This window comes from Serratia sp. PAMC26656 (genome assembly GCF_016469055.2).
GTDB classification, from domain to species: Bacteria; Pseudomonadota; Gammaproteobacteria; order Enterobacterales; family Enterobacteriaceae; genus Serratia; species Serratia plymuthica.
In genome coordinates this window covers 3,911,032-3,934,087 of sequence record NZ_CP150486.1, presented here as the reverse complement: position 1 = coordinate 3,934,087, position 23,056 = coordinate 3,911,032, and the positions used below count along the sequence as shown (strand labels likewise).

Below are 23,056 nucleotides of genomic sequence, written 5' to 3'. Positions count from 1 at the left end.
AACTTCTGCATTAAACCGCACGCCCTTTTAGCAATTTTCTCACCCACATCCGGTTCGGATTCAATGCCGCCAGCATCTCCGCGTCGCCCGGCAAGGGTTCGCCAAACAGCTGCGCCGCCAGGATCTCTGCCGCCAGCGGTGCCGAACACAGCCCGCGTGAACCCAGTGCGCCAAGAACAAACAGGTTGGGATAAAGCGGGGCGTCCGCCACGGTCTCGCCAAGCTGACGGCGGCGTTGCAAATCCTGATATTGCGTCAGCGTAGCCTGATAGTCCGGCACTGCGCCAATCATCGGCAGGTGATCGCGGGTAGCGCTGCGCACGCCGCAGCGGGCATGGTGTGCGCTGACGTCCACCTCTCGTGGCCATGCCTGTTCCGGCAGGCAGCGCAACAGACGCGCTCGGTTATCCTGCTGCTCTTCCTCGCGGTATTCAGTGGCCGTCTCGCCGCGCTGGTAACTGGCACCGATACAGTGCTGTTGATTATGGGCATTGACCGGCGTCAGATAGCCGTCGTAACACAGTACCTGCTTCAATTCGCTCAACGCCGGGGTGGTGGGTATATGGGAAACCTGGCCGCGTACCGCGTATACCGGCAGCGCTTCACTTTGCGCCAGCTCGGAAAGGCGGTGACCATTGGCCAGAATCACCGTGGCATGCCGGCGGGTTTCGCCATTGCCGAAGCCGAGCTGCCAATTGCCGTTTGTGTGCGTGAGGTTGTTTAGGTCGTACTCGTAATGGCAATGCATCCCCTGACGTTGCGCCAACGCAATGGCTCCCCGCGTCAGCTCAGCCGGGCATAGCCAACCGCCTTGCGGGTAGCTGACGCCGCCAAAACCGCTGTCTACGCCGCACAGCGCGCTGAGCGTGGCGCGATCGGCCGGTGCCACCAGCGCCGAAGGCCATTCAACCGCCACTATATTGGCAATTTTCCCGGCACTCTTCTCATCAAAGGCCAACTGGCTGACGCCGCACCATTGATGATCGAATGCCACGTCCTGTTGCAACAGCGCATCGTACTGGCGGCGGGCAAACGGGAAGGCGGCGCTGAAAAAGGTTTCCAGCGCGTCACCGCGGCCGTTCAGCAACGGGTAGAGCGCACCCTGACGATTGCCTGACGCGCCTTCGGCCGCTTGCGGATCGGCGCAGTACAGCGTTACCTTCGCGCCACGGCGCAGCAGGGCGAGGGCGGTAAGCGCGCTGGCGACGCCGCCGCCGATGATAGCGATATCGTCAGTGTTTTCCGCCGCCGGGCGCAGGAACCAGGGTGCGGGGTGCGGGACCACCGGTGAATCAGCGGGCAACTCGCCGATCAGCATTTCACGTTTCTGACCGAAACCTTTGCTTTTCGTGACGTCAAAACCGGCTTGCTGCAATCCGCGCCGTACAAAACCTGCGGCGGTAAAAGTGGCTAAGGTGCCTCCCGGCCGGGCGAAACGCGCCATGGCGGCGAACAGCTGCTCAGTCCACATATCCGGGTTTTTCGCCGGCGCAAAGCCATCGAGGAACCAGGCGTCGACCTGGTGATTCATGCTGGGGTCAAAGTGCGGCAGCAGCGTGTTGACGTCGCCGAACCACAGATCCAGCGTAATGCGGCCCTGCGCCAGCAGCAGGCGGTGGCAGCCCGGCAACGGCAGCGGCCACTGAGCGCGGAGCTCATCGGCATAGGGGGCCAGTTCCGGCCAGCGTGCGTGCGCGGCCGCCAGATCGGCGTGCAACAGCGGGAATTTTTCAAAACTGATAAAATGCAGCCGTTGCAGTGGGGCATCTTGCATTGCAGCACGAAAACCGGCAAACGCCTGCCACAGGGTTAAAAAGTTGAGCCCGGTGCCAAAACCGGTTTCCGCGACGATAAACAGCGGGCGCGAGTGCTCGCTGAAACGCTGCGGCAGCCGGTTGCCCCTGAGAAATACGTAACGGGTTTCTTCCAGCCCATCCTGATTAGAAAAGTAGACGTCATCAAACTGTTTCGAAACAGGTGTACCCTGTTCGTTCCAGGATAACGCTGCGGTTTGGATCGGGGCGTGGCTCACGGTTAGTTGCTCGTAACTCAAGGGGTGACGGGATTCTAACGGGGCTGGCGAAATGGCGCAAACTGGATAAGAATAAAGCTGAAAAACGCTGATCGGACTTGTTCGGCGTACATCTGTACGCTAAAGTGCGATGCAAAATCCCGAATGTAAAATTGTGGAAGAGGTACTGAATGAAACGTGCAGTGATTACTGGCCTGGGAATCGTCTCCAGCATTGGTAACAACCAGCAGGAGGTCCTGGCGAGCCTGCAGGAAGGACGTTCTGGGATCACTTTCTCCCAGGAGCTGAAAGATTCCGGCATGCGTAGTCACGTATGGGGCGATGTTAAACTGGACACTACCGGTCTGATCGACCGTAAAGTGATGCGCTTTATGAGCGACGCGTCCGTTTATGCCTATCTTTCCATGGAAGAGGCCATCAAGGATTCCGGTCTGGCTGCCGATCAGGTTTCCAACGATCGCACCGGTCTGGTGGTTGGCTCTGGTGGCGGCTCTCCGCGCAACCAGGTTGCCGGTTCCGACGGCATGCGCGCCAAAGGCCTGCGCGGCGTTGGTCCTTACATGGTGACCAAGGCCATGGCTTCAGGCGTTTCCGCTTGCCTGGCAACCCCGTTCAAAATTCGTGGCGTTAACTACTCCATCAGCTCTGCCTGCGCAACCTCTGCACACTGCATCGGTCACGCGGTGGAACTGATCCAATTGGGCAAGCAGGACGTGGTATTTGCCGGCGGCGGTGAAGAACTGTGCTGGGAAATGGCCTGTGAGTTCGATGCGATGGGCGCACTGTCCACCAGTTACAACGACACCCCGGAAAAAGCCTCCCGTACTTATGACGCAGCGCGTGACGGTTTCGTCATCGCCGGCGGCGGCGGTATGGTGGTGGTTGAAGAGCTGGAACACGCTCTGGCGCGCGGCGCGCACATCTATGCTGAAATCATCGGTTACGGCGCGACCTCCGACGGTGCTGACATGGTAGCGCCTTCGGGCGAAGGCGCAGTGCGTTGCATGAAGATGGCGATGCAGGGCGTTGATACCCCAATCGATTACATGAACGTGCACGGGACTTCCACGCCGGTTGGCGACGTGAAAGAACTGGGCGCAATCCGTGAAGTGTTTGGCGACAACACTCCGGCCATCTCTTCCACCAAGGCCATGACCGGTCACTCTCTGGGCGCCGCCGGCGTGCAGGAAGCGATCTACAGTCTGTTGATGGTTGAGCATGGCTTTATTGCGCCGAGCATCAACATCGACAACCTGGATGAGAAAGCCGCAGGCATGAACATCGTGACTCAGCCGACTAAACGCGAGCTGACTACCGTGATGTCCAACAGCTTCGGTTTCGGCGGCACCAACGCCACGCTGGTGATGCGTAAGCTGCAAAAGTAATTTAGCCGCAAGCCATACCAGTTGAACAAGCCCGCTTTGCTGCGGGCTTTTTATTGCCTGTCGCTGGCCGTTCAGAGTTATCCCAAATTACATCTCTTGGCAGATCATTAACGCCCCGTTCAGCCTTTTACGCATACAATAGCCCGATAACGCGATTATCACTCGGCGTAGCGTTTTCAGAGTGATCGAACCTTGAGAGGCATGAGTATGAAAAAGTTAATTGCGGTTGGGTTACTGTCAGTGTTTCTGGCGGGGTGCGCGACTGAGTCACCTTGTGTCCCGGTTTATGACGATCAGGGGCGTTTGGTGCACACTAACACCTGCATGAAAGGTACGACGCAGGATAACTGGGAAACTGCGGGCGCTATCGCCGGTGGTGCGGCGGCGGTTGCCGGCCTGACGCTGGGTATTATCGCACTGACGAAATAACCTTCGCGCCAAATCTCGTGGTGATAAAAGAAGCCCGGTAATTTTGAATTACCGGGCTTCTTCACATCACTTCACCAGAAACGCTTTGAACTGCGGCGTCATCACGGCGCTGAAACCCTCATCGGTTTTGCTGATCAGGTACACCGCCAGCCCTTTTTCTTCCGCCAGCTTCAGCGCTTTTTCCGTCCCCAGCACCATCAACCCGGTATCCCAGCCGTCGGCTTCCAGCGCCGTTGGTGCGATCACTGTGGCGGAGACCAGCCGGTGGGTAATGGGCCGGCCGGTACCGGGATCGATAACGTGCGAATAGCGCTGGCCATTCTGTTCGAAGTAGTTGCGATAACTGCCGGCGGTACTGATACCGTAACCTTGCAGATCGACCAGCGCCTGCACCGCATTTTCCCTGTCGGTCGGTTTTTGGATCGCTACCCGCCACGGTTTGCCCTGGCCGTTGACGCCGCGTGAGGACACCGCACCGCCGACCGACACCAGATAGTTGGTGATACCGTTGCGCGCCATCAGTTTAACAAGCTGGTCAACGCCGTAGCCTTCACCCAGGGTCGAAAGATCGACATACATGTTCGGCAGATCTTTTTGCAGCCACTCCCCACGGCTGTCGCTGAGCAATTTGAGATGCTGCAGGCCAGTCTTTTTTTGCGCGGCTTCAATCTGCTGCTGCTCCGGCACCTTGACTGCGCGTTTGTCCGGGCCAAAACCCCACAGATTCACCAGTGGACCGACGGTAATATCCATTGCGCCCCGTGTATCGCGGCCGATGCGCTGGGCCATCAGGATAATATCCGCCATCCCGCGTGGGATGGGTTGCGGGTCTGTACTGTGCGATTGGTTGAAGCGCGACAGCACCGAAGCGGGGCGGTAGGTGGAAATATCATCGTTGGCCTGTTCGAGCAAGGCGTCGACCTGCTGTTGCAGCAACGGCTTGCTGATCTTAACGTCACCGCTGATTTTGACGCTGTAGAAGGTGCCCATGGTTTTGCCTTCGAGGTCGATCTGCGTATGGGTTTCTTGATCGTTACAGGCGGCAAGCAGGCTGAGCGCGGTACTCAGCAACAGCCCTTTGGCGATAGCGTTGACCATGAAAAATCCTTAGAAGCGTAGAAAGGCGCTACAAATAAAGTAAAGCGCGGTAAATGAAAAGTGCAGAAAGGTAAAATAGCATTTTGCTGGCATTGCCGCCGCGCTTCCGCTAACGTCTGGCTCCTGATTCCAGATTGATTTTTGAAGCGATAACCATGAGTTCAAACGCCGCTGCCCGGCTGCTCCAGCCGTTCCTGAAAGATCGTTTCCTGCATATCCTGCTGTTGGCCGGTGTGGTGATGGCCGCCCTAAACCCGCAGCAGTTGCCCGCGCTAGCTGGTTTTATCGACTGGCGCACCATTATTACCCTGCTGGGGCTGATGCTGTTGACCAAGGGCGTTGAGGTCAGCGGCTATTTTGATTTTGTTGGCCGTAAAATCATCAACACGTTGCACAGTGAACGGTGGCTGGCGCTGTTTTTGGTGTTTTCCGCCGCGCTGCTGTCTTCGTTCCTGACCAATGACGTGGCGCTGTTTATCGCCATTCCGTTGACCATTACGCTAAAAAAACTTTCCTCGCTGCCGATCAGTCGGCTGATTATCTTCCAGGCGCTGGCGGTCAACGCCGGTTCGCTGCTAACGCCGATCGGCAATCCGCAAAACATTCTGCTGTGGAGCAAGTCGTCGCTCTCTTTCCTGGGCTTTATCATTCAGATGGCGCCGTTTGGCGCGGCGATGATGGTCAGCCTGCTGGTCCTGACCTGGTTCAGCTTCCCGGCGCGGGATATCGTAAAGGCACCGCATACTGAGGGCTACCCCTATCAGCGGCCGCTGTTGCTGAGCTGCGTGGCACTGTATGCGATTTTTCTGCTGTGTCTGGATATCGGCTTGCCGCTGTACGGCCTGTTGGCGGTGTTTGCCGGTTTCTTGCTATTGGCGCGCCGGGTGCTGTTGCAGATCGACTGGAGCCTGATTTTTGTCTTTATCGCCATGTTCATCGACGTCGGTCTGTTTACCCAATTGCAGGCGATTCAGCCCTGGTTCGCCGATATCGCCCGGCTTGATGACGGCGGCATTTACGCATTGGGGATTGGGCTGTCGCAGATCATCAGCAATGTGCCGGCGACCATTCTGCTGCTCAACTACGTGCCTTCCAGCCAACTGGTGGCCTATGCGGTGAACGCCGGAGGCTTTGGGCTGGCGATTGGCTCGCTGGCGAACCTGATTGCGCTGCGTATGGCAGGGGAGCGCAAGATCTGGCTGAAATTCCATTACTACTCGCTGCCATTGCTGGCCTGGGGTGCGCTGCTCGGCTGGCTATTGGCCTGACACCGGCCGCGCTTTGCTGCGCGGCCAACGCTTTTCTAACCACGCGCCGCCAGCAAACAAATGCTGCGGGTCACCTGATAAGATTTCACAAAGGAACTGACCGGCAGAAACTCAAAACGCGAATGGAAATTGTGTGCGCCAGTGAAGTAGTTCGGCGTCACTACGCCACGGCTGGACAGCGCTGCACCGTCGGTGCCGCCGCGCATCGGGATCACCTTCGGCGGAATGCCGTGTGCGGCGAGGGCGCCGAAAATCAGTTCGATGGCGCGCTTATCATCACCGATTGAATTGCTGATATTGCTGTAGATATCCGTAACGCTGCAACTCACCCTGGCGCGCGGGTAGTTCGCCGCCACCTGCCGCACCACCTCCTGAATATGTTCCTTACGCGCGTTAAACGCCGTCAGATCGAAATCGCGAATCGACACTTTCAGCGTGGCGAGATTGGCGTTGGCGGTGATGTCGTTGAACCAGAAATAACCTTCGCGCCCCTCGGTATGTTCCGGGGTATCCAGGGTATCGAACTGATTGATGATGTCGGTGGCGATGCGAATCGGGTTGATCAGCACGTTCTTCGCCGACATCGGGTGCGCAGTCACGCCCTCGATACGGATCTCCGCCGCCGCCGCATTGAAGTTTTCATAAACCACTTCACCCAGTTCACAGCAGTCGATGGTGTAGGCGAAATCTACGTCAAAGCGCGCCAAATCCAGCGCTTTGGCACCGCGCAGACCGATCTCTTCATCCGGCACAAAGGCCACCACAATATCGCCGTGGCGGTCTGTGGCGCTCAGGTTAGCCAGCAACGTCATCACGACAGTAACCGCCGCCTTGTTATCGGCGCCGAGCACGCTGGTACCGTCGCTGAAAATAATGTCTTCGTTCGGATAGGCCTGGATCTCCGGATGTTCGGCGGCGCGCAGCCAAATGTCATGCTCCGCGTTCAGGCAGAGATCCTGGCCGCTATAGTGCAGACGCTGAGGATGTATGTGCGCCGACAGGCCGACATCGACGGTATCGATATGGGTAATAAAACCGATACGCGGCGCACCAGGCTGATTGCCGGATTTGCGGGCGGTCACGGTGGCGTGTTCGTCGATTTGCACGTCCTTCAACCCCAGTTGGCGCAACTCGGCTGCCAGCAACTTTGCCATATCATGCTGGCCGGGCGTGCTTGGCAGGGCGTTGACGGCGGCATCGCTCTGGCTGGTGACCGCCAGATAACGAAAGAAACGTTCGGTAAGCTGTTCTGCAATGGCGCTGGTCATTCGGGTTCCTCTCGATAAGCTGTCTATCGGTTTTAATGCTAAATCAGCCGGTTGTCCATTGCTGCAATGCTTTCGCTGTCGGAATGCGAGACGCCGCGCAGAATAAAAAAATAGCGGCGCAACTAGGAAATAGTCGCAGGTATCTGCGGCAGAATCGTTGTTAGCTGTGGGGGAAAGGGTGCCCCAACAAAAAATCTTATCGTTAAAGGAGAACCGATGCGCTCACGTAATGCTTTGCTTATTACTCTGTTATCCCTGGGAATGTCTCATGCCGCCTGGTCATCCACCGCTGCCGGCAATGCCAACAGCAACGTCAACAGCCGCGAAGTGGCCAGCGCACTCGGCGGCCTGAAGAACAAAACCTATAATCTGGAGCAGGCGCCGAAGATCCGCATCGCCAGCTTCAATATTGCCGCCGGCAAGGTCAGCGACATGACCGCCATCGCCAAGGCGATCAAGGCGATGAACGTCGACGTGGTGGCGCTGCAGGAAGTGGATAAGCTCACCGGCCGCAGCGGGAAACTCGATCAGGCGGCGGAGTTGGCCAAGCTGACCGGCATGCACGTAGCCTTTGGTCGGGCGATAGACTTTGACGGCGGCGAATATGGCCTGGCGTTTCTGTCAAAATACCCATTGCATGACAGCAAGATTTATCCGTTGCCCTCCGGCCAGCGTGAACAGCGCATTGCCTTTAGCGCCCAGACCGACGTGCCCGAGTTTCCGGCGCCGATCACTCTGATCAATACCCATCTGGACACCAAGGAAGACCCGGCCATGCGCCTGGATCAAGTGCGTGAATTAAACGATCGCACCATTGAAATACGCGGCATCAAGCTGTTGTTCGGCGATATGAACGACGTGCCGGGCAGCATCACCTGGACCGAACTGAGCCGTTACTGGAACGACATCATGCCCGCGACGCAAGATGGCCGCAGCTGGCCGGCGGAAAATGCGGAAATCAAAGTCGATTATATCTTTAGCGGCAATGCCCAACGCTGGCATCTCGACAGCTTGACGGTGCCTAACACCAGCGGTGACTGGAATGGCATTCACTGGCCTGCGGTCAGCGATCACCTGCCGGTGGTTGCCGAGCTGCGACTGACCGAGCAGTAAAGGGCCTGAGTAAACGCGGGTTGGCGATTGACAGTTGCAGAGCCCGCGGTTACGCCGGTCGGCTAGCTGACCGCTTTGGCGGCAAGCGTTCGGCGCGACTGTGCGCTGGCCGGCGTCGCCAGAGATTAAATTCGTCCTGCTGACCCTCGGACGCCTGATTTTAGGCTACGGCGAAAGCCTGCTGCTGACCGGCACCCTGACCTGGGGTTTTGGTCTGGTGGGGACCGCCCGCTCCGGTAAGGTAATGTCCTGGACCGGCATGGCGATCTAGGGTTCGCTGGCAGCAGGCGCACCTATCGGCCTGATGTTGCATCAGCACTGGGATTTTGTGGCGTTAGGCGTGTCTACCTTGCTGCTGCCGCTGATCGCCATGCTGCTAAATATGCGTGTCGAGGCGGTGGCGCCAACGCACGGTGAACGCCCTTCGCTGTGGAAAATGGTGGGCAGCATTTGGCAACCGGGCGTAGCGCTGGCATTGCAGGGCGTGGGTTTTGCGGTGATTGGCACCTTTGTGTCGCTGTATTTTACCGCGAATGGCTGGGGGCATGCCGGCCTGGCTTTCACGCTGTTGTTTGTGCGCAGCAACGCTAAGCGGGAATAATCCGAGCCAACCGTTCGACGGCGGCGCGGATTTCCCCCGGCGTCAGGGCGGCGAAACCCAACAGCCAGCCGTCGCGCCGCGCCTGCGCCGTTTGATACTGTGCCGCCAGCCCGGGCGTGACCACACCCAGCTGCTGCGCCTGGCGGGTGAGGGCCGTTTCCTGGCCCGGCGGCAGCCAGACGCTGAGTTGCAATCCGCCACCTGCCTGCTGTGGGGTGGCATAATGCCCCAGCTTTTCCTGCACTTCCTGCAGCAAGAGGTCACGACGGCTGCGGTACAGCTGGCGCATGTAGCGGATATGAGCGGCAAAATGCCCTTGATGGATGAATTCGGCGGTGACCGCCTGCATCAGTTGGGCGCTGTGGCCGTCGTAAACCGTACGTGCGGTGGTAAAAGGTTCCACCAGCGCGGGCGGCACCACCAGATAGGCCAGCCGCAGAGAAGGGAAAAGCGCTTTGGAAAAGGTCCCTAAATACAGCACGTTGCCCTGACGATCCAGCCCCTGCATCGCCGGCATCGGCTGACCATCATAGTGAAATTCACTGTCGTAATCGTCTTCAATAATCCACGCTCGCTGCTGCTGGGCCAACGCCAACAGTTGGAGTCGCCGCGCCAGGCTCAGTGCCACGCCGGTGGGATAGTGGTGCGAGGGCGTCAGGTAAATCAACTGCGGCCTGGGTAACTGCTCGTGTGGCTGCATACCGGCTTCGTCCACGCGGACCGGTACCAGCTCTGCACCTGCGCTGGTAAAGGCGTTTCTGGCGCCGGCATAACCGGGCTCTTCCATCCATACCTTGCCGCCGCTGTCCAAGAGCAGGGCGGCGATCAACTGTAGCGCCTGTTGCGAACTGGTCAGCACCATGACCTGTTGCGCGTCGCAGTTGACCCCGCGCGCCTGGCTAACGTAACCGGCAATGGCCTCACGCAGCGGCAGGTAACCCTGAGGGTCGCCATAGCGCATCAGGGTTTCTCCCCGCAGGCGCAATTGCTGAGCGGTGAGCTGCTTCCACAGTTTTAGCGGGAAGGCGCGCAGATCCGGTGAGCCGGCGGCAAACGGCAGCGGTTGCTGCGGATCGCGGCAGCCACCGGTGTGCACGATCTGCCGGCCACGTGATGACAAGCGAGGCTCACCCGTAATTTTGCTGGCAGAAGGGAACTTAACGACGTCTATCGCCACAAAGGTGCCCTGGCCGACCCGCCTCTGCAGATATCCCTCAGCCTCCAGCTGGCTGTACGCCGCTTCTGCGGTCACCCGCGAGACGCCTAAATCCCCCGCCAGAACCCGTGATGAGGGTAACCGCTGCCCACGGCTCAGCGTTCCGTTATGAATAGCGCGGCGCAGCGTGCCGCAAACGCGTTCACGCAAGGTGCCTGCGTCCTGTTCCGGCCGTTGGAAAAGCGAGATTAGCGCACGGGTCATAATGGGTCTTTTCTTGTGGCAGTAATGGGTATCAATCATAAGACCAAAATCAGGCAATATTGTCATCAGTCTCATCCACAGGAGTGAATTTTATGGCGGCATCTTCATTGGTTTTGGCATTTCCCCCTGGGCCGGCGGCGCAAAGCCTGGATTATCTTGCGGCGAAATTGAGTTATTACGCGGACGCATGGGACGTGGCGGAAGATCTGCGCAACGGCGTCAGCGAGATCCTGGTGATAGATACCCGAGCGCAAGCCTTGTATGCGGCGGGGCATATTCCCGGCGCTATCAGTTTGCCGCATCGGCTGATGGACGAGGCCGGCACGGCGCATCTGGCGCACGATAAAGTCTATGTCACCTATTGCGACGGCATCGGCTGCAACGGCTCAACCAAGGGGGCGTATAAGCTGGCGCTACTGGGATTCAGAGTGAAGGAGCTGATTGGCGGGCTGGATTTCTGGAAACGCGATGGCCATCCATTGGCCACCGGTGAGCAGCCGGGTTCGCTGCGGGGCACTGCAGCAGGGGAAGACTGCGGCTGTGCCTGATGGGTTAAAACACCAGCGCCAATATCACCGCCAGCACCAGAATCAGCAGGATAAACGCTACTGCCGGCTTGTTCAGCGCCTTTTGCAGCGGTTGGGGCAGCGCGGCGATCAACGGATTGAGCAACGGCTGCGGTTCGGCAGGGCCGCCGGTTATCGGCTGAGTGGGGCCGGTTTTTTCAAGGCGGCGGGCAAACAGCTGGTTGATGGCATCGCTCATCTGCGGGTGGGTCAGCGGTGCGCTGGCGTTGCAGTCGAAACGCGACTGGCAGTAGTCATTCAACTGTTGTTGTTCCTGCGGGTCGGCCGGTTGTTTAAGTACCGCCAGCAGGCTGTTCAGCGTCGGTGCGGACTGCGGACTAAGCGCCACTTTGACCTGCAAAAACTGGTTTAGCAGTTGGAAATGGCGAGCCGGTAGCGGGTCGTTGGTTTTTACCCCAGCCAGGTCAAACAGCGTCTGCCAGATCTTGATCGGCGACTCGCCGGTAGCGGCGCTGAGTTTGGTCACCTGTTGTTGCAGGCTTTGGTGTTCGGCTGGCAGTAACGGGCGATCGCTGGTGGCAGTCTGCTGCGGATGAGGAATGGCCAGGCTGCCGGTCTGCAGCAGGTTCAACACCTGTTGCAATTGCGGGTGGCTCAATTGGCTCAGTACCGTGTGGCCAAACTGCTGGCGAATAAAATCGCTGACGGCCTGGCGATTATTGCCCTGCGGCAACAGTTCGGTGAGCTGCTGAAGCAACTGGCGGCTGGCATGGCTTTGCTGCACCTGGTTCAGGCGGTTTTGCAACAGTTGCTCGGCCGGCTGGAAATGGCGAGCCTGCAGTTCGCTGCTATTATGGTCTGCCCCGAGATCGTGACGCAGCGTGGCCCAGATTTCTGCGGACTTGGCCGGGCTGAGCGCCATGATCTTAACGATCAACTTCTCCAGCGTAGTGCGCTGCGCCGGAGAGAGCGGGCTGTCGTCGGTGGTTGTGGTTTTGCCCGGGTTCGGAGGGCGATCGCTGGCGATCGGGGTGCCCGGTCCACTCAAAGGTTGCATATCACCAGTCCTTCGCTGTGTATCGAAAAATCGTCGTACCCGGCGAAAAGCGCAGGTGTGCCTCCATGATACCTGTAAATGGCCGCTATCAATACCGCCCTCAGACATTTCTTTACAGGCAAAATGATTGCTAATCACGTCTGCGCCGCTAAGATAAGCCCAGACTTGGCATTGAGGGCAGCATGGTTAAACAGCAGCGGATTGCGAAATGGTTTTTATGCCTGGCTTGCCTGGTGGTGCTGACCTGCATGACTCAACGCATGGCGGGTCTGCATGCGTTGCAGCAGGTGATGGGCCTGCCCGTTGCCAGCGCCGCAACCTTCGTCACCGATGACGACGTCGCACTTCAGCCCAAGCCCTGCGAACTGAGCGCCAAATCCCTGTTGGCCGCGCCGCCGGTGATGTTCGAAACCCTGCTGTTCGGTCTCGGCCTGCTGTTGGTGCTGCTGGCACCCACCGTGGCCGCGCGTCTGCGTATTCCCCCTCCCAGAGTGATTTCTCCCACGACTCTCAGGGTCCACCTCCGATTATGCGTATTCCGTGAATGAATTAATCGCCCGTCCTTTTTGGTGATTGACTCATTTATGGAGAAAAAACATGTTGAATATCATCAGGTCGGCGCTTGCCTGCCTGTTAATGCTGTGGCTGCCCGCTTTGCAGGCGGCAGACAGCGGCTGGCTGCAAAGCCCGGCCAACGATCACGCCAAAGTGCGGCTGCGCGCCGACACGTCGCACCGCGGGGAAACCCGGCTGCTGCTGGCAATAGAGTTGCAACAAGGCTGGAAAACCTACTGGCGTTCACCCGGCGAAGGCGGTATTGCGCCGACGATAAGCTGGCAAGGCAATCCGCCGCCGGCCACCTGGTTTTGGCCGACGCCGCAGCGTTTTGACGTAGCCGGCATTTCCACTCAGGGTTATCACGATCGAGTTGAACTGCCGATGGTGATAAAGGGCGCTGCGCCGCCTCAACTGGCGGGCACCCTGACGCTGTCTACCTGCAGTAACGTCTGCATTTTGACCGACTATCCGTTCAGTCTCGATCTCGGCGCGCCGCAAGACGCGCAGTTTAACCACGACTTTGCTCAGGCGATGGGGCAGGTGCCGATTGCCGATGGCCTGGTTGACGGCATTAAAGCCGGTTATCAGCGCGGGGAACTGCAGATCAGCGCCGAACGCACCGCCGGTTGGCGGCAGCCCGAGTTGTTCTTCGATACGCTGAAGGATGCCGATCTCGGCAAACCGCAGATCAGCGCCGACGGCAGCCGGATGTTGGCGCGGGTACCGGTCAGCGATGGCTGGGGGGATACCGCACCGGACTTGCGCGGCAAGACCCTGACGTTGGTCATCAGTGACGGCGGCATCGCGCAGCAGGTTCAATTGCCGATTGGCGGGCCGCTGGTTTCCCCGGCTGCGGCGGCTTTCCCGCTGTGGCAGGCGGTGCTGATGGCGCTGGCCGGTGGTCTGATCCTCAACCTGATGCCCTGCGTGCTGCCGGTGCTCGGCATCAAACTGGGCGCGATTTTGCAGGTAGAACTGCGAGATCGGCGCAGCATCCGGCTGCAGTTTCTGGCTTCGTCGTTGGGCATCGTAGCGTCGTTTATGGCGTTGGCGTTGCTGATGACGGCGCTGCGGTTGAGCAATCAGGCGCTCGGTTGGGGCATTCAGTTTCAAAACCCGTGGTTTATCGGCTTTATGGTGCTGGTAACGCTGTTGTTCAGCGCCAACCTGTTCGGCCTGTTCCACGTGCAGCTTTCCTCTTCGCTGAATACCAAACTGGCGACCCATAACGGGCACGGCCTGAGCGGGCATTTCTGGCAGGGCGCTTTTGCCACCTTGCTGGCGACGCCCTGTTCTGCACCGTTTCTTGGCACCGCCGTGGCTTTTGCCCTGGCCGCGCCGCTGCCGGTGCTGTGGGGCATGTTTGTCGCGTTGGGCATCGGTATGAGCCTGCCGTGGCTGCTGATCGCCGCCTGGCCGGCGCTGGCGCTGCGTTTGCCGCGACCGGGGCGTTGGATGAACGCGTTACGGTGGGCAATGGGGTTGCTGATGCTGGCCTCTTCGCTGTGGCTGCTGAGCCTGATGGTGAATCATATTGGCGCAACCCCGACGTTGGGCGTGGGCGGCATAGCGCTGCTGGCTCTGCTGTTGGCGGTATGGCGACGGCATGGCGTGCGCCTTGCTGCCGGATGGGTTGCCGTCACGCTGGTGCTGTTCGGTGTGGCGTTGTTGGCCGGTTCGCTCACCGCCGGGTTGTGGCGTCAGCCGTTGCAGGACAAGGTACGCTGGCAGCCGCTGAGCGAGCAGGCGATCACCCAGGCGTTGGCCGATCGAAAACGGGTGTTTATCGACGTCACCGCCGATTGGTGCGTCACCTGTAAAGCCAATAAATTCAACGTACTGTTGCGTGGCGATGTGCAGAAAGCGCTGAATGCCGAAGACGTGGTCGCTCTGCGGGGAGACTGGAGCCGTCCTTCTGCCGAGATTAGCGCTTTCCTGCAACGGCGCGGCAGCGTTGCCGTGCCTTTTAACCAGATTTATGGCCCCGGCAGCCCTGACGGTGTGGTGCTGTCCCCGCTGTTAACCCGCGATGCCGTGCTGCAAACCCTGTCCGCCGCCAAAGGAAATTCACAATGAAAAAGTTACTGATGTTATTGATGCTGATTGCCGTTCCCGTCTGGGCCGCAACCCCCTTTACCCCAGAGCAGGAGGTACGCATTAAGGAACTGATCCGCGAAACCCTGGTGTCGAACCCGGATATTCTGGCGCAGGCGGTCGATGCCTGGCAGCAGCAGACCACCGGCCAGCAGATCGATCAGGCGATTAAGCAAAACGCCAAAGCTTTGTATGAAGACCCTGCCAGCCCACGCCTGGGGGCCGGCAACGCCAGACTGACGCTGGTGGTGTTCACGGATTACAACTGTCCGTACTGTAAGCGTTTTGATCCGATGCTGGAAAAAATCGTCAAACAAAATCCGGAGGTAGCGCTGGTGGTGAAACTGCTGCCGTTCAAGGGCGAAAGCTCGGTCAGCTCGGCGCGTGTCGCTTTAACTGCCTGGCAGCAACATCCGGACCAGTTTTGGGCGTTGCACCAGCGGCTGATGGCGAAAAAGGGCTTCCACGACAGCGCCAGCATCGCCGCCGCTCAGCAGAAAACCGGAGTGAAAGCGGTGGCACCGAGCGAGCTGAGCATGACCACGCTGCGCACCAATATGGAACTGGCGGAAAAACTGGGTGTGCAGGGAACGCCTGCGACGTTGATTGGCGACCAAATGCTGCCGGGTGCGGTGTCTTACGAGGAGTTGGAGGCGATAGTGAAACAGCAATTGGCGAAGGCCAAAAATGGCTAAGCTGCGGCGCTGGGGGCGCGAACTCTTGATCCTGCTGCTGATTGTGCTGGCGGTGGTGATGGCGATGGACTGGCTGCGCGCACCGCAGGCGCCGGCAGCTTTCGATGCACAGGCGTTGACCACATTGAGCGGCGAGCGGGTTTCACTCGCGCAGCTCAGCCGGGACAAGCCGCTGCTGGTCTATTTCTGGGCCAGTTGGTGCGGCGTGTGCCGCTTTACCACGCCGTATGTTGCCAGGCTGGCGGAGGAGGGCGGCAATGTGCTGACCGTGGCGCTGCGTTCCGGTGACGATCTGCAGGTTGAACAGTGGCTGGCGCGCAAGCGGCTGACGCTGCCGGTGGTTAACGATCCGCGTGGCGAGCTGTCGGCGCAGTGGCAGGTTGGCGTCACCCCGACGCTGGTGGTCATTTCCCAGGGCAAGGTGGTGCAGAGCACCACCGGCTGGACCAGCTACTGGGGAATGAAACTGCGTCTTTGGTGGGCCGGACGGTAAGCACCGGTCTATTTGGCGGTGATTACCTCATTAATCGCCCGGCATAGTCGGGCGATACCTTCTTCAATCAGCGGCGGTGTGTTAGCGGCGAAATTCAATCGCAGGCCATGCGTACCACGTTGTTCCTGAGCATAAAAACACTCTCCGCGTGCAAAGGTGACGCCGTGGCGCCAGGCCACCGGCATCAGCGTTTCGTTGTTAACCGCAGCGGGCAGCGTCAACCAGATAAATAATCCGCCTTCAGGTGTTTCAAAGTGGCAGCCGTGCGGCAGATGCTGCTGCAATGCGGTTACCATAGCGTCGCGGTGCTGGCGGTAGATCCGCCCGGCACGCCGCAGTTGTTTGTCATAGCGGCCTATGGTGACGAAGGCGTCCAGCGCCCGCTGGATCAGGTTGGAGCTGGTAAAGCTGTCGACGTGTTTTAACCGTGCTACCCGCTGATATTGCTCACTGTCTGCGACCAGGTAGCCGATGCGCATGCTGGGCAGCAGCATTTTGGAAAAGGTGCTGACATACATCACCGCGCCCGGCGTAGCCTGCGCCCGCAGTGACGGCAGCTGTTTGCCGTTGTAGCGCAGATCGCCGACAAAATCGTCCTCCAGGATCGGCACGCCGGCATGTTGAGCCAGCGCCAGCAGGCGTCGGCGGCGGGCTTCGCTCATGCAACGTCCGGTCGGGTTATGAAAGTTGGGGATGGTATAAATCAGTTTTGGTCGGTGCTTTTCCAGCAGCGCCGGCAGTTGTTCAACCCGCATGCCGTGTCGATCGCTGGGGATGGTGACGATATTGATCCTGTGCAGGCGTAGCAGCCCCAGCGCTTCGGCGTAGGTGGGTTCTTCGACGATCACCGTATCTCCCGGCTCAAGCAGGCTTTGCACAATCAGGCTGATGGCGTGCTGCGAGCCGTTGGTGATCAGCACCTGTTCCGCGTGAGTGGGGATGCCCTGGGCGGTGAGGATCCGTCCCAGCGTATCGCGCAGCGGGTAGTAACCGCAGTATTCGCCATAGCCGAAAGCCTCTTCCGCATGGCGGCTGAGCACCGACAGCAATATCTTGCGGAATTCCTCCTGGGGAAAAACCTTCGGGCTGCCGACGCCGGCGGCAAAGTTGATGATGTTATCCGGCAGCGGCGTGTCGGGGTAGCCGTCCAGCCGCGAGGTCAGCGTGGTGAAACGCTCTGCCGGGAACGGCGTATCGGACGTCGGCTGCGGTTGAGCGGGCAGTGCGCCCGGATGCAGAACATAGGCGCCGCTGCCGCGCCGCTGGCGCAGAAATCCTTTGGACGCCAGTTCGGCATAGGCATTGTCGACCGTCAACCGGCTGACGGCCAGTTCGGACGCCAATGTGCGGGTGGACGGCAGTTTGTCGCCATCGACAAAGACGCCGCTCAATATCGCCCGCCGCAATGCCTCTTCAATTTGCAGATACAGCGGGACATCCTGCTGGCGGTCTAACGGGATATGCATGGGGAATTGGCTCGGTAAAGGGCAATGATTTTTACTATACCTCATGGCTATCGGGCTTCAAGCGGATAAAAGTGGCCTGCATAACAACGGGGGAAAGTGGCTCTGGCGGCAAAATTTCGCCGCGTTAGAATTCCCGCCTGAGTCCGTTATCGCCGTTTTTTGAGGGTATCATGTCATTACCGTCGGGTATTTCAGCAAGGCCGGTTTTCCCCGGCGCGCGTATTTTGCAGGGCAGCAGCCAGGGGTATGTCATTGCCATCATCAGCGCCATGCTGCTGGCCTTTACCGCCATTATCATCCGCGTGCTGACGGAGCATTATCACCTGCCCACCTTCGTACTGGCCTTTTGGCGTGCGGCGTTGGTTGCCCTGGTGTTATTGCCTTTGCTGTTGCTGGTCAAACCCGAATGGGCGCGCTTGCAGCCTGCGCAGGTGCTTTTTTATGCCTGTTATGGCCTGCTGCTGGCGGTGTTCAACAGCCTCTGGACGTTGTCGGTAGCCCTGAATGGCGCGTCGGTGGCGACCATTCTTACTTACTGCTCGGTAGGTTTTACCGTATTTCTTGGCTGGGTGATGTACAGCGAACGGCTAAGTCTGCGTCAACTGCTGGTGATTGTGGTCAGCCTGGGCGGCTGCTTCCTTGTCAGTAACGGCGACAGCCTGGGCAACACCCATTTCAACCTGCTGGGGCTGTTGATCGGCATGCTGTCCGGTATCGGCTATACCCTTTACACCCTGGGAGGGCGCGTAGCCACGGAACGGCGTTACCCGGTGTGGAATACCATTTTGTATGTGTTTGGTTTTTCGGCGGTTTACCAATGGCTGTTCAACACCGCGCTGACGCTGTTTCCCCTGCCGGCATTTCAGGGGATGACCGGCTCTTTGTGGTTCCTGTCCCAGGGGGCGCAGGGCATTGAGTGGAGCGGCTGGCTGTTGCTGGTGATCCTGGCCGCCGGGCCGACGCTGCTGGGGTTTGGCCTGTACAATATCAGCCTGAAGACGTTGCCGCTGGCGGTTGCAAACCTGATTTTGTCGCTGGAGTTGGTGTTCACGGCGGTCATTGCCTATTTCCTGCTGGGGGAAAACATGAACCAGTTGCAACTGCTGGGCAGCGCGCTGGTGATGGGTGGGGTGTTGATGCTGAAGAAGAAGACGGCTCAGGCCTGATTTGTTACCCTTAATGCCTCGCTGGAGGGGCAATCATGACTGACAATCCAAGATTAAAAAAGGCGATCATCGCTTAAACAGGCCGTGTTGGGTGAACGAAAACACGGCCACAGATCTCGTTCCGTGGCTCTTGCAACCAGCAAAAGAGAAAGCGCCATGTCTGAAAAACACTGGTCCAAAACAGAACTGCTGCACCAAACGGTGACCAATCCCAATATTATCGTCAAGGGAACCCACAGCTATTACAGCGACTGCTGGGATAGCGGCTTCGAACGCTCCGTCGTGCGTTATTTACACGGCGACGCGGTCAGCCAACAGTGGCAACCGTTGGGGCCCATAGACAAATTGCTGATCGGTGATTATGTCTGCATAGCCGCCGAGGCGGTGATCCTGATGGGCGGCAATCATACACATCGTATCGATTGGCTGAGCCTGTACCCGTTTATGGAGAGCATCCAGGCAGCTTATCAGCCGAAGGGCGATACCCGGTTGGGAGACGGCTGCTGGATAGGCATGCGGGCGATGCTGATGCCGGGCGTCACTATTGGCGAAGGGGCGGTGGTGGCTGCAGGCAGCATAGTGACTGCGGATGTCGAACCTTACGTCATCGTGGGCGGCAACCCGGCGCGGCCGATCAAACTGCGATTTGCTCCGGAGACGATCGCACGGCTGCTCGCGTTGCGCATTTATGACTTGTCGGCGGAGGATTTTGCCCGCGTGCAACCTTGGCTGGCCGATAATGATATTGCCGCCCTGGAATGGGCGATAAACGACATTCAGCGTTAAAACTGAAAAGGGCGGGGTAATATCCCCGCCCATTTTACTTACTCGGCCTTCGCCGTTTCTTCCACCGTGCGGCGTTTTCGCACTATACGCAGCAACAGCGGCAACACCAGCACCGCTACCGCCAATACCAGCAGCGTTTGCGCGATACCGCTGCTCCACAGAATGCCAAAATCCCCGTTGCTGATAGACAGCGCGCGGCGCAGGTTCTGTTCCAGCATTTCCCCCAGCACGAAACCCAGGATCAGCGGCGACATCGGGAAGTGCATTTTCCGCAAGATATAACCGAACACCCCCAACCCGACCATCAACAGCAGGTCAAAGGTGGTGCTGTGCACCGCATAAACGCCCACCGCAGACACGGCGGCAATCGCCGGTACCAGGAACCACAGCGGGATGGTCAACATGCGGGTAAACAGGCCGACCAGCGGCAGGTTCATGATCAGCAAGATCACGTTGGCAATCAGCAATGCGGCGATCAGGCCCCAGACAATGTCCGGCTGCTCGGTGAACATCGCCGGGCCTGGCGTGATGTTGTACAGCGTCAGTGCGCCCATCATCACCGCCGTGGTGCCCGAACCCGGCACGCCCAGCGTCAGCATCGGAATGAACGAGCCGCAGGCCGAAGCATTGTTGGCGGCTTCCGGCGCCGCGACGCCGCGAATATCCCCCTTGCCGAAGGTCTCGCTGTTGCCGCTGATTTTCTTTTCGGTCATATAGGTGAGGGCACTGGCGATGGTGGCACCGGCACCGGGCAGAATACCGACGAAGAAGCCGATCACCGAAGAGCGCAGCGTCGGGCCAACGCACTCGGCGGCCTCTTTGCGGTTAAACAACAGGCGACCGGTTTTACGCACCAGCTTTTGTCCGCCGCTGGTGCTTTCCAGCATCAGCAGGATTTCACTGACCGAGAACAACCCGATCACCACCACGATAAACTGCACGCCGTCGGAGAGATGCACGCTGTCGAAGGTGAAGCGGTAAACGCCGGTGTTGGCGTCTACGCCTACCGTCGCCAACCCCAGGCCAATCAGTGCTGCCAGCAGCGACTTCAGCGGGTTTTGGCTCATCATGCTGCCCAGACAGGCGATGGCGAACACCATCAGGGCAAAGTACTCCGCCGGGCCGAACGCCAGTGACCAGCGCGCCAACAACGGGGCGAACAGGATAATGCCGCCGATGGCGATCATGGAACCGACGAAAGAGCTGACCGCCGAGATCGACAACGCCACGCCGGCGCGGCCCTGTTGTGCCATCGGGTAGCCGTCCAGTGCGGTCATGATCGCCGCCGCATCGCCGGGTACGTTAAGCAGGATGGACGAGATGCGGCCGCCGTATTCGCAGCCGATATAGACCGTCGCCAGCAGGATCAGCGCGGACTCGGCCGGCAGCTTGAGAGCAAACGCCAGCGGCAGCAGGATAGCCACGCCGTTGATTGGCCCCAGCCCCGGCAGCAGGCCGACAATGGTGCCGACGAAGCAACCAATCAGCGCGATAATCAGGTTCTGCGGCACCAGCGCCACCTCGAACCCTTGGGTTAAATACATCCAGGTTTCCATCATTGCCCCCGTTAGCTCAGCCAAACGCCGAGTGGCAGTGTTACGTCGAGTAATTGGTCAAAGGCGTAATACAGCGCAACGCCCATCACCACGCCGGAGACCGCTGCCGCAAGCAGGCTGGCCTGGAACAGCAGGCCAATGCTGAAGGTCAGCAGGGCGGTGGCCAGCGGAAAGCCCAGCCATTCGAAGCCCCAGGCGTACAGCACCAGCGTGATCACCAGCACCAACAGGCGTTGCATCACCTTGTTGTGCGGCCATTCGACGGCCTGCGGTTTGTTCAGCAGCAGCAGTGCCGCGCACAACGACATCAGGCTGAGGATGGCTAGCGGGAAGGGGCGCGGCCCCAAGGGTTCATAGCTGTATTCGCTCTGAATGCCCCAACCGATAAACAGGCCGCCGATGCACAGCAGCAACCAGAAACCGGCAAAAATGCGATCGCTCATGGTAATTCCCCCGGTTATTTAGCCAGGCCAAAGACTTTGGCCTGCTCGCGGTACTGATTGACCTGGTTTTTCACGTAGGCATCCAGTTCCTTACCGGCCAGGGTGAATTCAAACAGGCCACGCAGGTCGCGCTGCTTTTTGAATTCGTCGGTTGCCATCATTTTCTTGAAGGTGTCGAGCCACCACTGGTACTCCTCTTCGCTGACCTTCGGGCCAACATAGAAACCGCGGATGATCGGCCAGATCAGATTGAACCCTTGTTCTTTGGCGGTCGGCACGTCGGCTAACTGGCCAGGCAGACGCTGTTCGGAGTACACCGCCAGCACGCGAATTTTGTCACCCTGCAGGTAGGGCACCATTTCACTCAAATCGCCGGACACCGCCTGAATATGGTTGCCGAGCAGCGCGGTGACCGGCTCGCCACCGCCTTCGAACGCGACGTAGCGCATCTTGTGAGGATCGACCCCGACCTCGCGCGCCAGCAGGGCGGTTTTCATCCAGTCCTGGCTGCCGATCGAAGCACCGGCACCGAACACCACGCTGTTGGGATCTTTCTGGAAGGCGTTCATCAGGTCTTTGAGGGTTTTGTACGGCGAGTCGGCGCGCACGGCGATCATGCCGTAGTCGGTACCGACGGCGGCCAGCCATTTCACGTCATCGACGTTGTACCGACCGAACTTCCCTTGCGAAAGGTTGAGCAGGGAGCCACCGGAAAAGGCGACCACGGTGCCGAATTCCGCAGGGCGCTGGGCGACGATGGCGTTATAGGCCACCGCGCCGACGCCGCCGGGCATATAGGTAACGCGCATCGGTTTGTCGATGGCTTGGGTTTCCTGCAGCGACACCTGAATCAGTTTGCAGGTCAGGTCAAAACCGCCGCCGGGCTTGGCGGGGGCGATGCATTCGGTGCGTTTCGGCGCTTCCACGGCAAAGGCCTGATTGGCCGCCAGCAGCAGGGCGGTTGCGGTCAGAGTACGGGTGATTATTTTTTTCATTGCTTTCCCCAAGGTATTTTCTGTCGGTGTGAATCCCCGCCGATACGGGTTGCTAAATTGTTAAATCAACAACCTTTCATTTACCTTTCAGTCGAAGGGAAAGTTTACAAGATGTGATAAGCGTCTCCTGTCTGGGGGCCAACCGCCCGTGCGCTAGCACATACGGCGTGGCAAGAACAGCCCGTAAACCTGGCTTAAAACATGTGTAATGTCAGTTTTGTTGTGTTGGTCTTGGGGTAAAATAATAAAAAATAAAATTATTACGGACGCATTATTATGTTTTTACTCGGGAAATTATTCGGTGGCAGGGACAGTACCAAGGTGAGCGCTATCAAGATGTTACCGGCGGCCTATGCTGAAATGATTGGGGAGGCGGGGCATTGTCGACTAAAACGCCTGCGCCCGGAGATCGGCGTTTTTGAACTGCATTTTTCTGCGGCCAACGGCGAGGAACATGCCTGCCAAATGACCGCCTGCATCACCGGCGTAGATATCGTTTTTGCCGCCAACAATCGCTCTGTGTTGGTTTCTCCGCCGTTCAGCCTGGCCAAAGTGAGGCCGGTGCTTGATATCGCCTTGGCCGACAGTGGGCTTCCATGTTGAAAT

21 protein-coding genes and 1 pseudogene are annotated in these 23,056 nt (G+C 58.9%); 13 read left to right on the top strand and 9 right to left on the bottom strand.

Translation table 11 applies throughout. The features are described 5' to 3' along the window. Positions 1 to 10: 10 nt before the first annotated feature. On the bottom strand, positions 11 to 2,032 hold the full coding sequence (gene mnmC, locus JEM67_RS19515) for a bifunctional tRNA (5-methylaminomethyl-2-thiouridine)(34)-methyltransferase MnmD/FAD-dependent 5-carboxymethylaminomethyl-2-thiouridine(34) oxidoreductase MnmC (RefSeq protein WP_199636177.1): 2,022 nt from the start codon (positions 2,030 to 2,032) through the stop codon (positions 11 to 13). A 170-nt stretch (positions 2,033 to 2,202) separates the two neighbouring features. Between mnmC and fabB the strand changes: the two genes are divergently transcribed. Then, positions 2,203 to 3,417 carry a beta-ketoacyl-ACP synthase I gene (fabB, locus tag JEM67_RS19510; protein WP_199636178.1) on the top strand — a complete coding sequence of 405 codons (1,215 nt, stop codon included), beginning with the start codon at positions 2,203 to 2,205 and terminating at the stop codon, positions 3,415 to 3,417. A 207-nt stretch (positions 3,418 to 3,624) separates the two neighbouring features. Further along, positions 3,625 to 3,846, top strand: a complete 222-nt coding sequence (locus tag JEM67_RS19505; RefSeq protein WP_004947462.1) for a hypothetical protein — start codon at positions 3,625 to 3,627, stop codon at positions 3,844 to 3,846. A gap of 66 nt (positions 3,847 to 3,912) precedes the next feature. Here the strand turns inward: JEM67_RS19505 and apbE are convergent, their stop codons facing one another. Further along, positions 3,913 to 4,944 (bottom strand): FAD:protein FMN transferase ApbE, encoded by a 1,032-nt coding sequence (gene apbE / locus JEM67_RS19500; RefSeq protein ID WP_199636179.1) that lies wholly within the window; start codon positions 4,942 to 4,944, stop codon positions 3,913 to 3,915. Positions 4,945 to 5,099: 155 nt separating this feature from the next. Between apbE and JEM67_RS19495 the strand changes: the two genes are divergently transcribed. After that, positions 5,100 to 6,212, top strand: coding sequence for an SLC13 family permease (locus JEM67_RS19495; protein WP_199636180.1), 1,113 nt, complete (start codon positions 5,100 to 5,102; stop codon positions 6,210 to 6,212). Positions 6,213 to 6,247: 35 nt separating this feature from the next. Here the strand turns inward: JEM67_RS19495 and pepT are convergent, their stop codons facing one another. Continuing rightward, a complete protein-coding gene (gene pepT, locus JEM67_RS19490; protein ID WP_199636181.1) occupies positions 6,248 to 7,480 on the bottom strand; it encodes a peptidase T in 1,233 nt (410 codons plus the stop codon). Between the two features lie 216 nt (positions 7,481 to 7,696). Between pepT and JEM67_RS19485 the strand changes: the two genes are divergently transcribed. Together JEM67_RS19485 and JEM67_RS19480 are read left to right on the top strand one after the other, a co-directional pair. Next, the gene (locus tag JEM67_RS19485) at positions 7,697 to 8,593 is read left to right on the top strand and encodes an endonuclease/exonuclease/phosphatase family protein (RefSeq protein WP_199636182.1); all 897 of its coding nucleotides are present in this window, start codon (positions 7,697 to 7,699) and stop codon (positions 8,591 to 8,593) included. A 44-nt stretch (positions 8,594 to 8,637) separates the two neighbouring features. Next, positions 8,638 to 9,158 (top strand): annotated as a pseudogene (locus JEM67_RS19480) (arabinose transporter); the annotation flags it as partial. A gap of 22 nt (positions 9,159 to 9,180) precedes the next feature. Here the strand turns inward: JEM67_RS19480 and JEM67_RS19475 are convergent. Then, positions 9,181 to 10,614 carry a PLP-dependent aminotransferase family protein gene (locus JEM67_RS19475; RefSeq protein ID WP_370576162.1) on the bottom strand — a complete coding sequence of 478 codons (1,434 nt, stop codon included), beginning with the start codon at positions 10,612 to 10,614 and terminating at the stop codon, positions 9,181 to 9,183. A 92-nt stretch (positions 10,615 to 10,706) separates the two neighbouring features. On the opposite strand from JEM67_RS19475, the gene JEM67_RS19470 reads away from it, so the two are divergent. Beyond that, positions 10,707 to 11,162 carry a rhodanese-like domain-containing protein gene (locus JEM67_RS19470; protein WP_199636184.1) on the top strand — a complete coding sequence of 152 codons (456 nt, stop codon included), beginning with the start codon at positions 10,707 to 10,709 and terminating at the stop codon, positions 11,160 to 11,162. A gap of 4 nt (positions 11,163 to 11,166) precedes the next feature. Here JEM67_RS19470 and flk read toward each other — a convergent pair whose 3' ends face one another. Next, entirely contained in the window at positions 11,167 to 12,198 is a 1,032-nt protein-coding gene (gene flk / locus JEM67_RS19465) for a flagella biosynthesis regulator Flk (protein WP_013813927.1), read from the bottom strand. A gap of 182 nt (positions 12,199 to 12,380) precedes the next feature. Between flk and JEM67_RS19460 the strand changes: the two genes are divergently transcribed. The 4 genes from JEM67_RS19460 to JEM67_RS19445 are packed head-to-tail and all read left to right on the top strand — an operon-like array spanning position 12,381 to position 16,038. Beyond that, on the top strand, positions 12,381 to 12,746 hold the full coding sequence (locus tag JEM67_RS19460) for a copper resistance protein (protein ID WP_199636185.1): 366 nt from the start codon (positions 12,381 to 12,383) through the stop codon (positions 12,744 to 12,746). 49 nt (positions 12,747 to 12,795) lie between these two features. Further along, positions 12,796 to 14,832: a protein-disulfide reductase DsbD family protein gene (locus tag JEM67_RS19455; protein ID WP_199636186.1), complete on the top strand. Its 2,037-nt coding sequence runs from the start codon at positions 12,796 to 12,798 to the stop codon at positions 14,830 to 14,832. After that, complete coding sequence (locus JEM67_RS19450; protein ID WP_199636187.1) at positions 14,829 to 15,545, top strand: DsbA family protein; 717 nt, start codon at positions 14,829 to 14,831, stop codon at positions 15,543 to 15,545. The genes JEM67_RS19455 and JEM67_RS19450 overlap by 4 nt, the downstream gene beginning before the upstream one ends. Further along, positions 15,538 to 16,038 carry a protein disulfide oxidoreductase gene (locus JEM67_RS19445; RefSeq protein WP_004947398.1) on the top strand — a complete coding sequence of 167 codons (501 nt, stop codon included), beginning with the start codon at positions 15,538 to 15,540 and terminating at the stop codon, positions 16,036 to 16,038. The genes JEM67_RS19450 and JEM67_RS19445 overlap by 8 nt, the downstream gene beginning before the upstream one ends. An 8-nt stretch (positions 16,039 to 16,046) precedes the next feature. Here the strand turns inward: JEM67_RS19445 and JEM67_RS19440 are convergent, their stop codons facing one another. Then, positions 16,047 to 17,504, bottom strand: a complete 1,458-nt coding sequence (locus JEM67_RS19440; protein WP_199636188.1) for a PLP-dependent aminotransferase family protein — start codon at positions 17,502 to 17,504, stop codon at positions 16,047 to 16,049. Between the two features lie 170 nt (positions 17,505 to 17,674). Here JEM67_RS19440 and JEM67_RS19435 point away from each other — a divergent pair, with 170 nt between their 5' ends. After that, positions 17,675 to 18,670: a DMT family transporter gene (locus JEM67_RS19435; protein WP_199636189.1), complete on the top strand. Its 996-nt coding sequence runs from the start codon at positions 17,675 to 17,677 to the stop codon at positions 18,668 to 18,670. Positions 18,671 to 18,826: 156 nt separating this feature from the next. Continuing rightward, positions 18,827 to 19,456 carry a CatB-related O-acetyltransferase gene (locus JEM67_RS19430; protein WP_199636190.1) on the top strand — a complete coding sequence of 210 codons (630 nt, stop codon included), beginning with the start codon at positions 18,827 to 18,829 and terminating at the stop codon, positions 19,454 to 19,456. Positions 19,457 to 19,494: 38 nt separating this feature from the next. On the opposite strand, the gene JEM67_RS19425 is transcribed toward JEM67_RS19430, so the two are convergent. The 3 genes from JEM67_RS19425 to JEM67_RS19415 are packed head-to-tail and all read right to left on the bottom strand — an operon-like array spanning position 19,495 to position 22,450. Next, on the bottom strand, positions 19,495 to 21,012 hold the full coding sequence (locus JEM67_RS19425; RefSeq protein ID WP_041416268.1) for a tripartite tricarboxylate transporter permease: 1,518 nt from the start codon (positions 21,010 to 21,012) through the stop codon (positions 19,495 to 19,497). Positions 21,013 to 21,023: 11 nt separating this feature from the next. After that, positions 21,024 to 21,455 carry a tripartite tricarboxylate transporter TctB family protein gene (locus JEM67_RS19420; RefSeq protein WP_004947383.1) on the bottom strand — a complete coding sequence of 144 codons (432 nt, stop codon included), beginning with the start codon at positions 21,453 to 21,455 and terminating at the stop codon, positions 21,024 to 21,026. Positions 21,456 to 21,469: 14 nt separating this feature from the next. After that, positions 21,470 to 22,450, bottom strand: coding sequence for a Bug family tripartite tricarboxylate transporter substrate binding protein (locus JEM67_RS19415; protein ID WP_013813919.1), 981 nt, complete (start codon positions 22,448 to 22,450; stop codon positions 21,470 to 21,472). 276 nt (positions 22,451 to 22,726) lie between these two features. Between JEM67_RS19415 and JEM67_RS19410 the strand changes: the two genes are divergently transcribed. After that, entirely contained in the window at positions 22,727 to 23,053 is a 327-nt protein-coding gene (locus tag JEM67_RS19410) for a hypothetical protein (RefSeq protein ID WP_199636191.1), read from the top strand. The last annotated feature ends 3 nt before the right edge of the window (positions 23,054 to 23,056 follow it).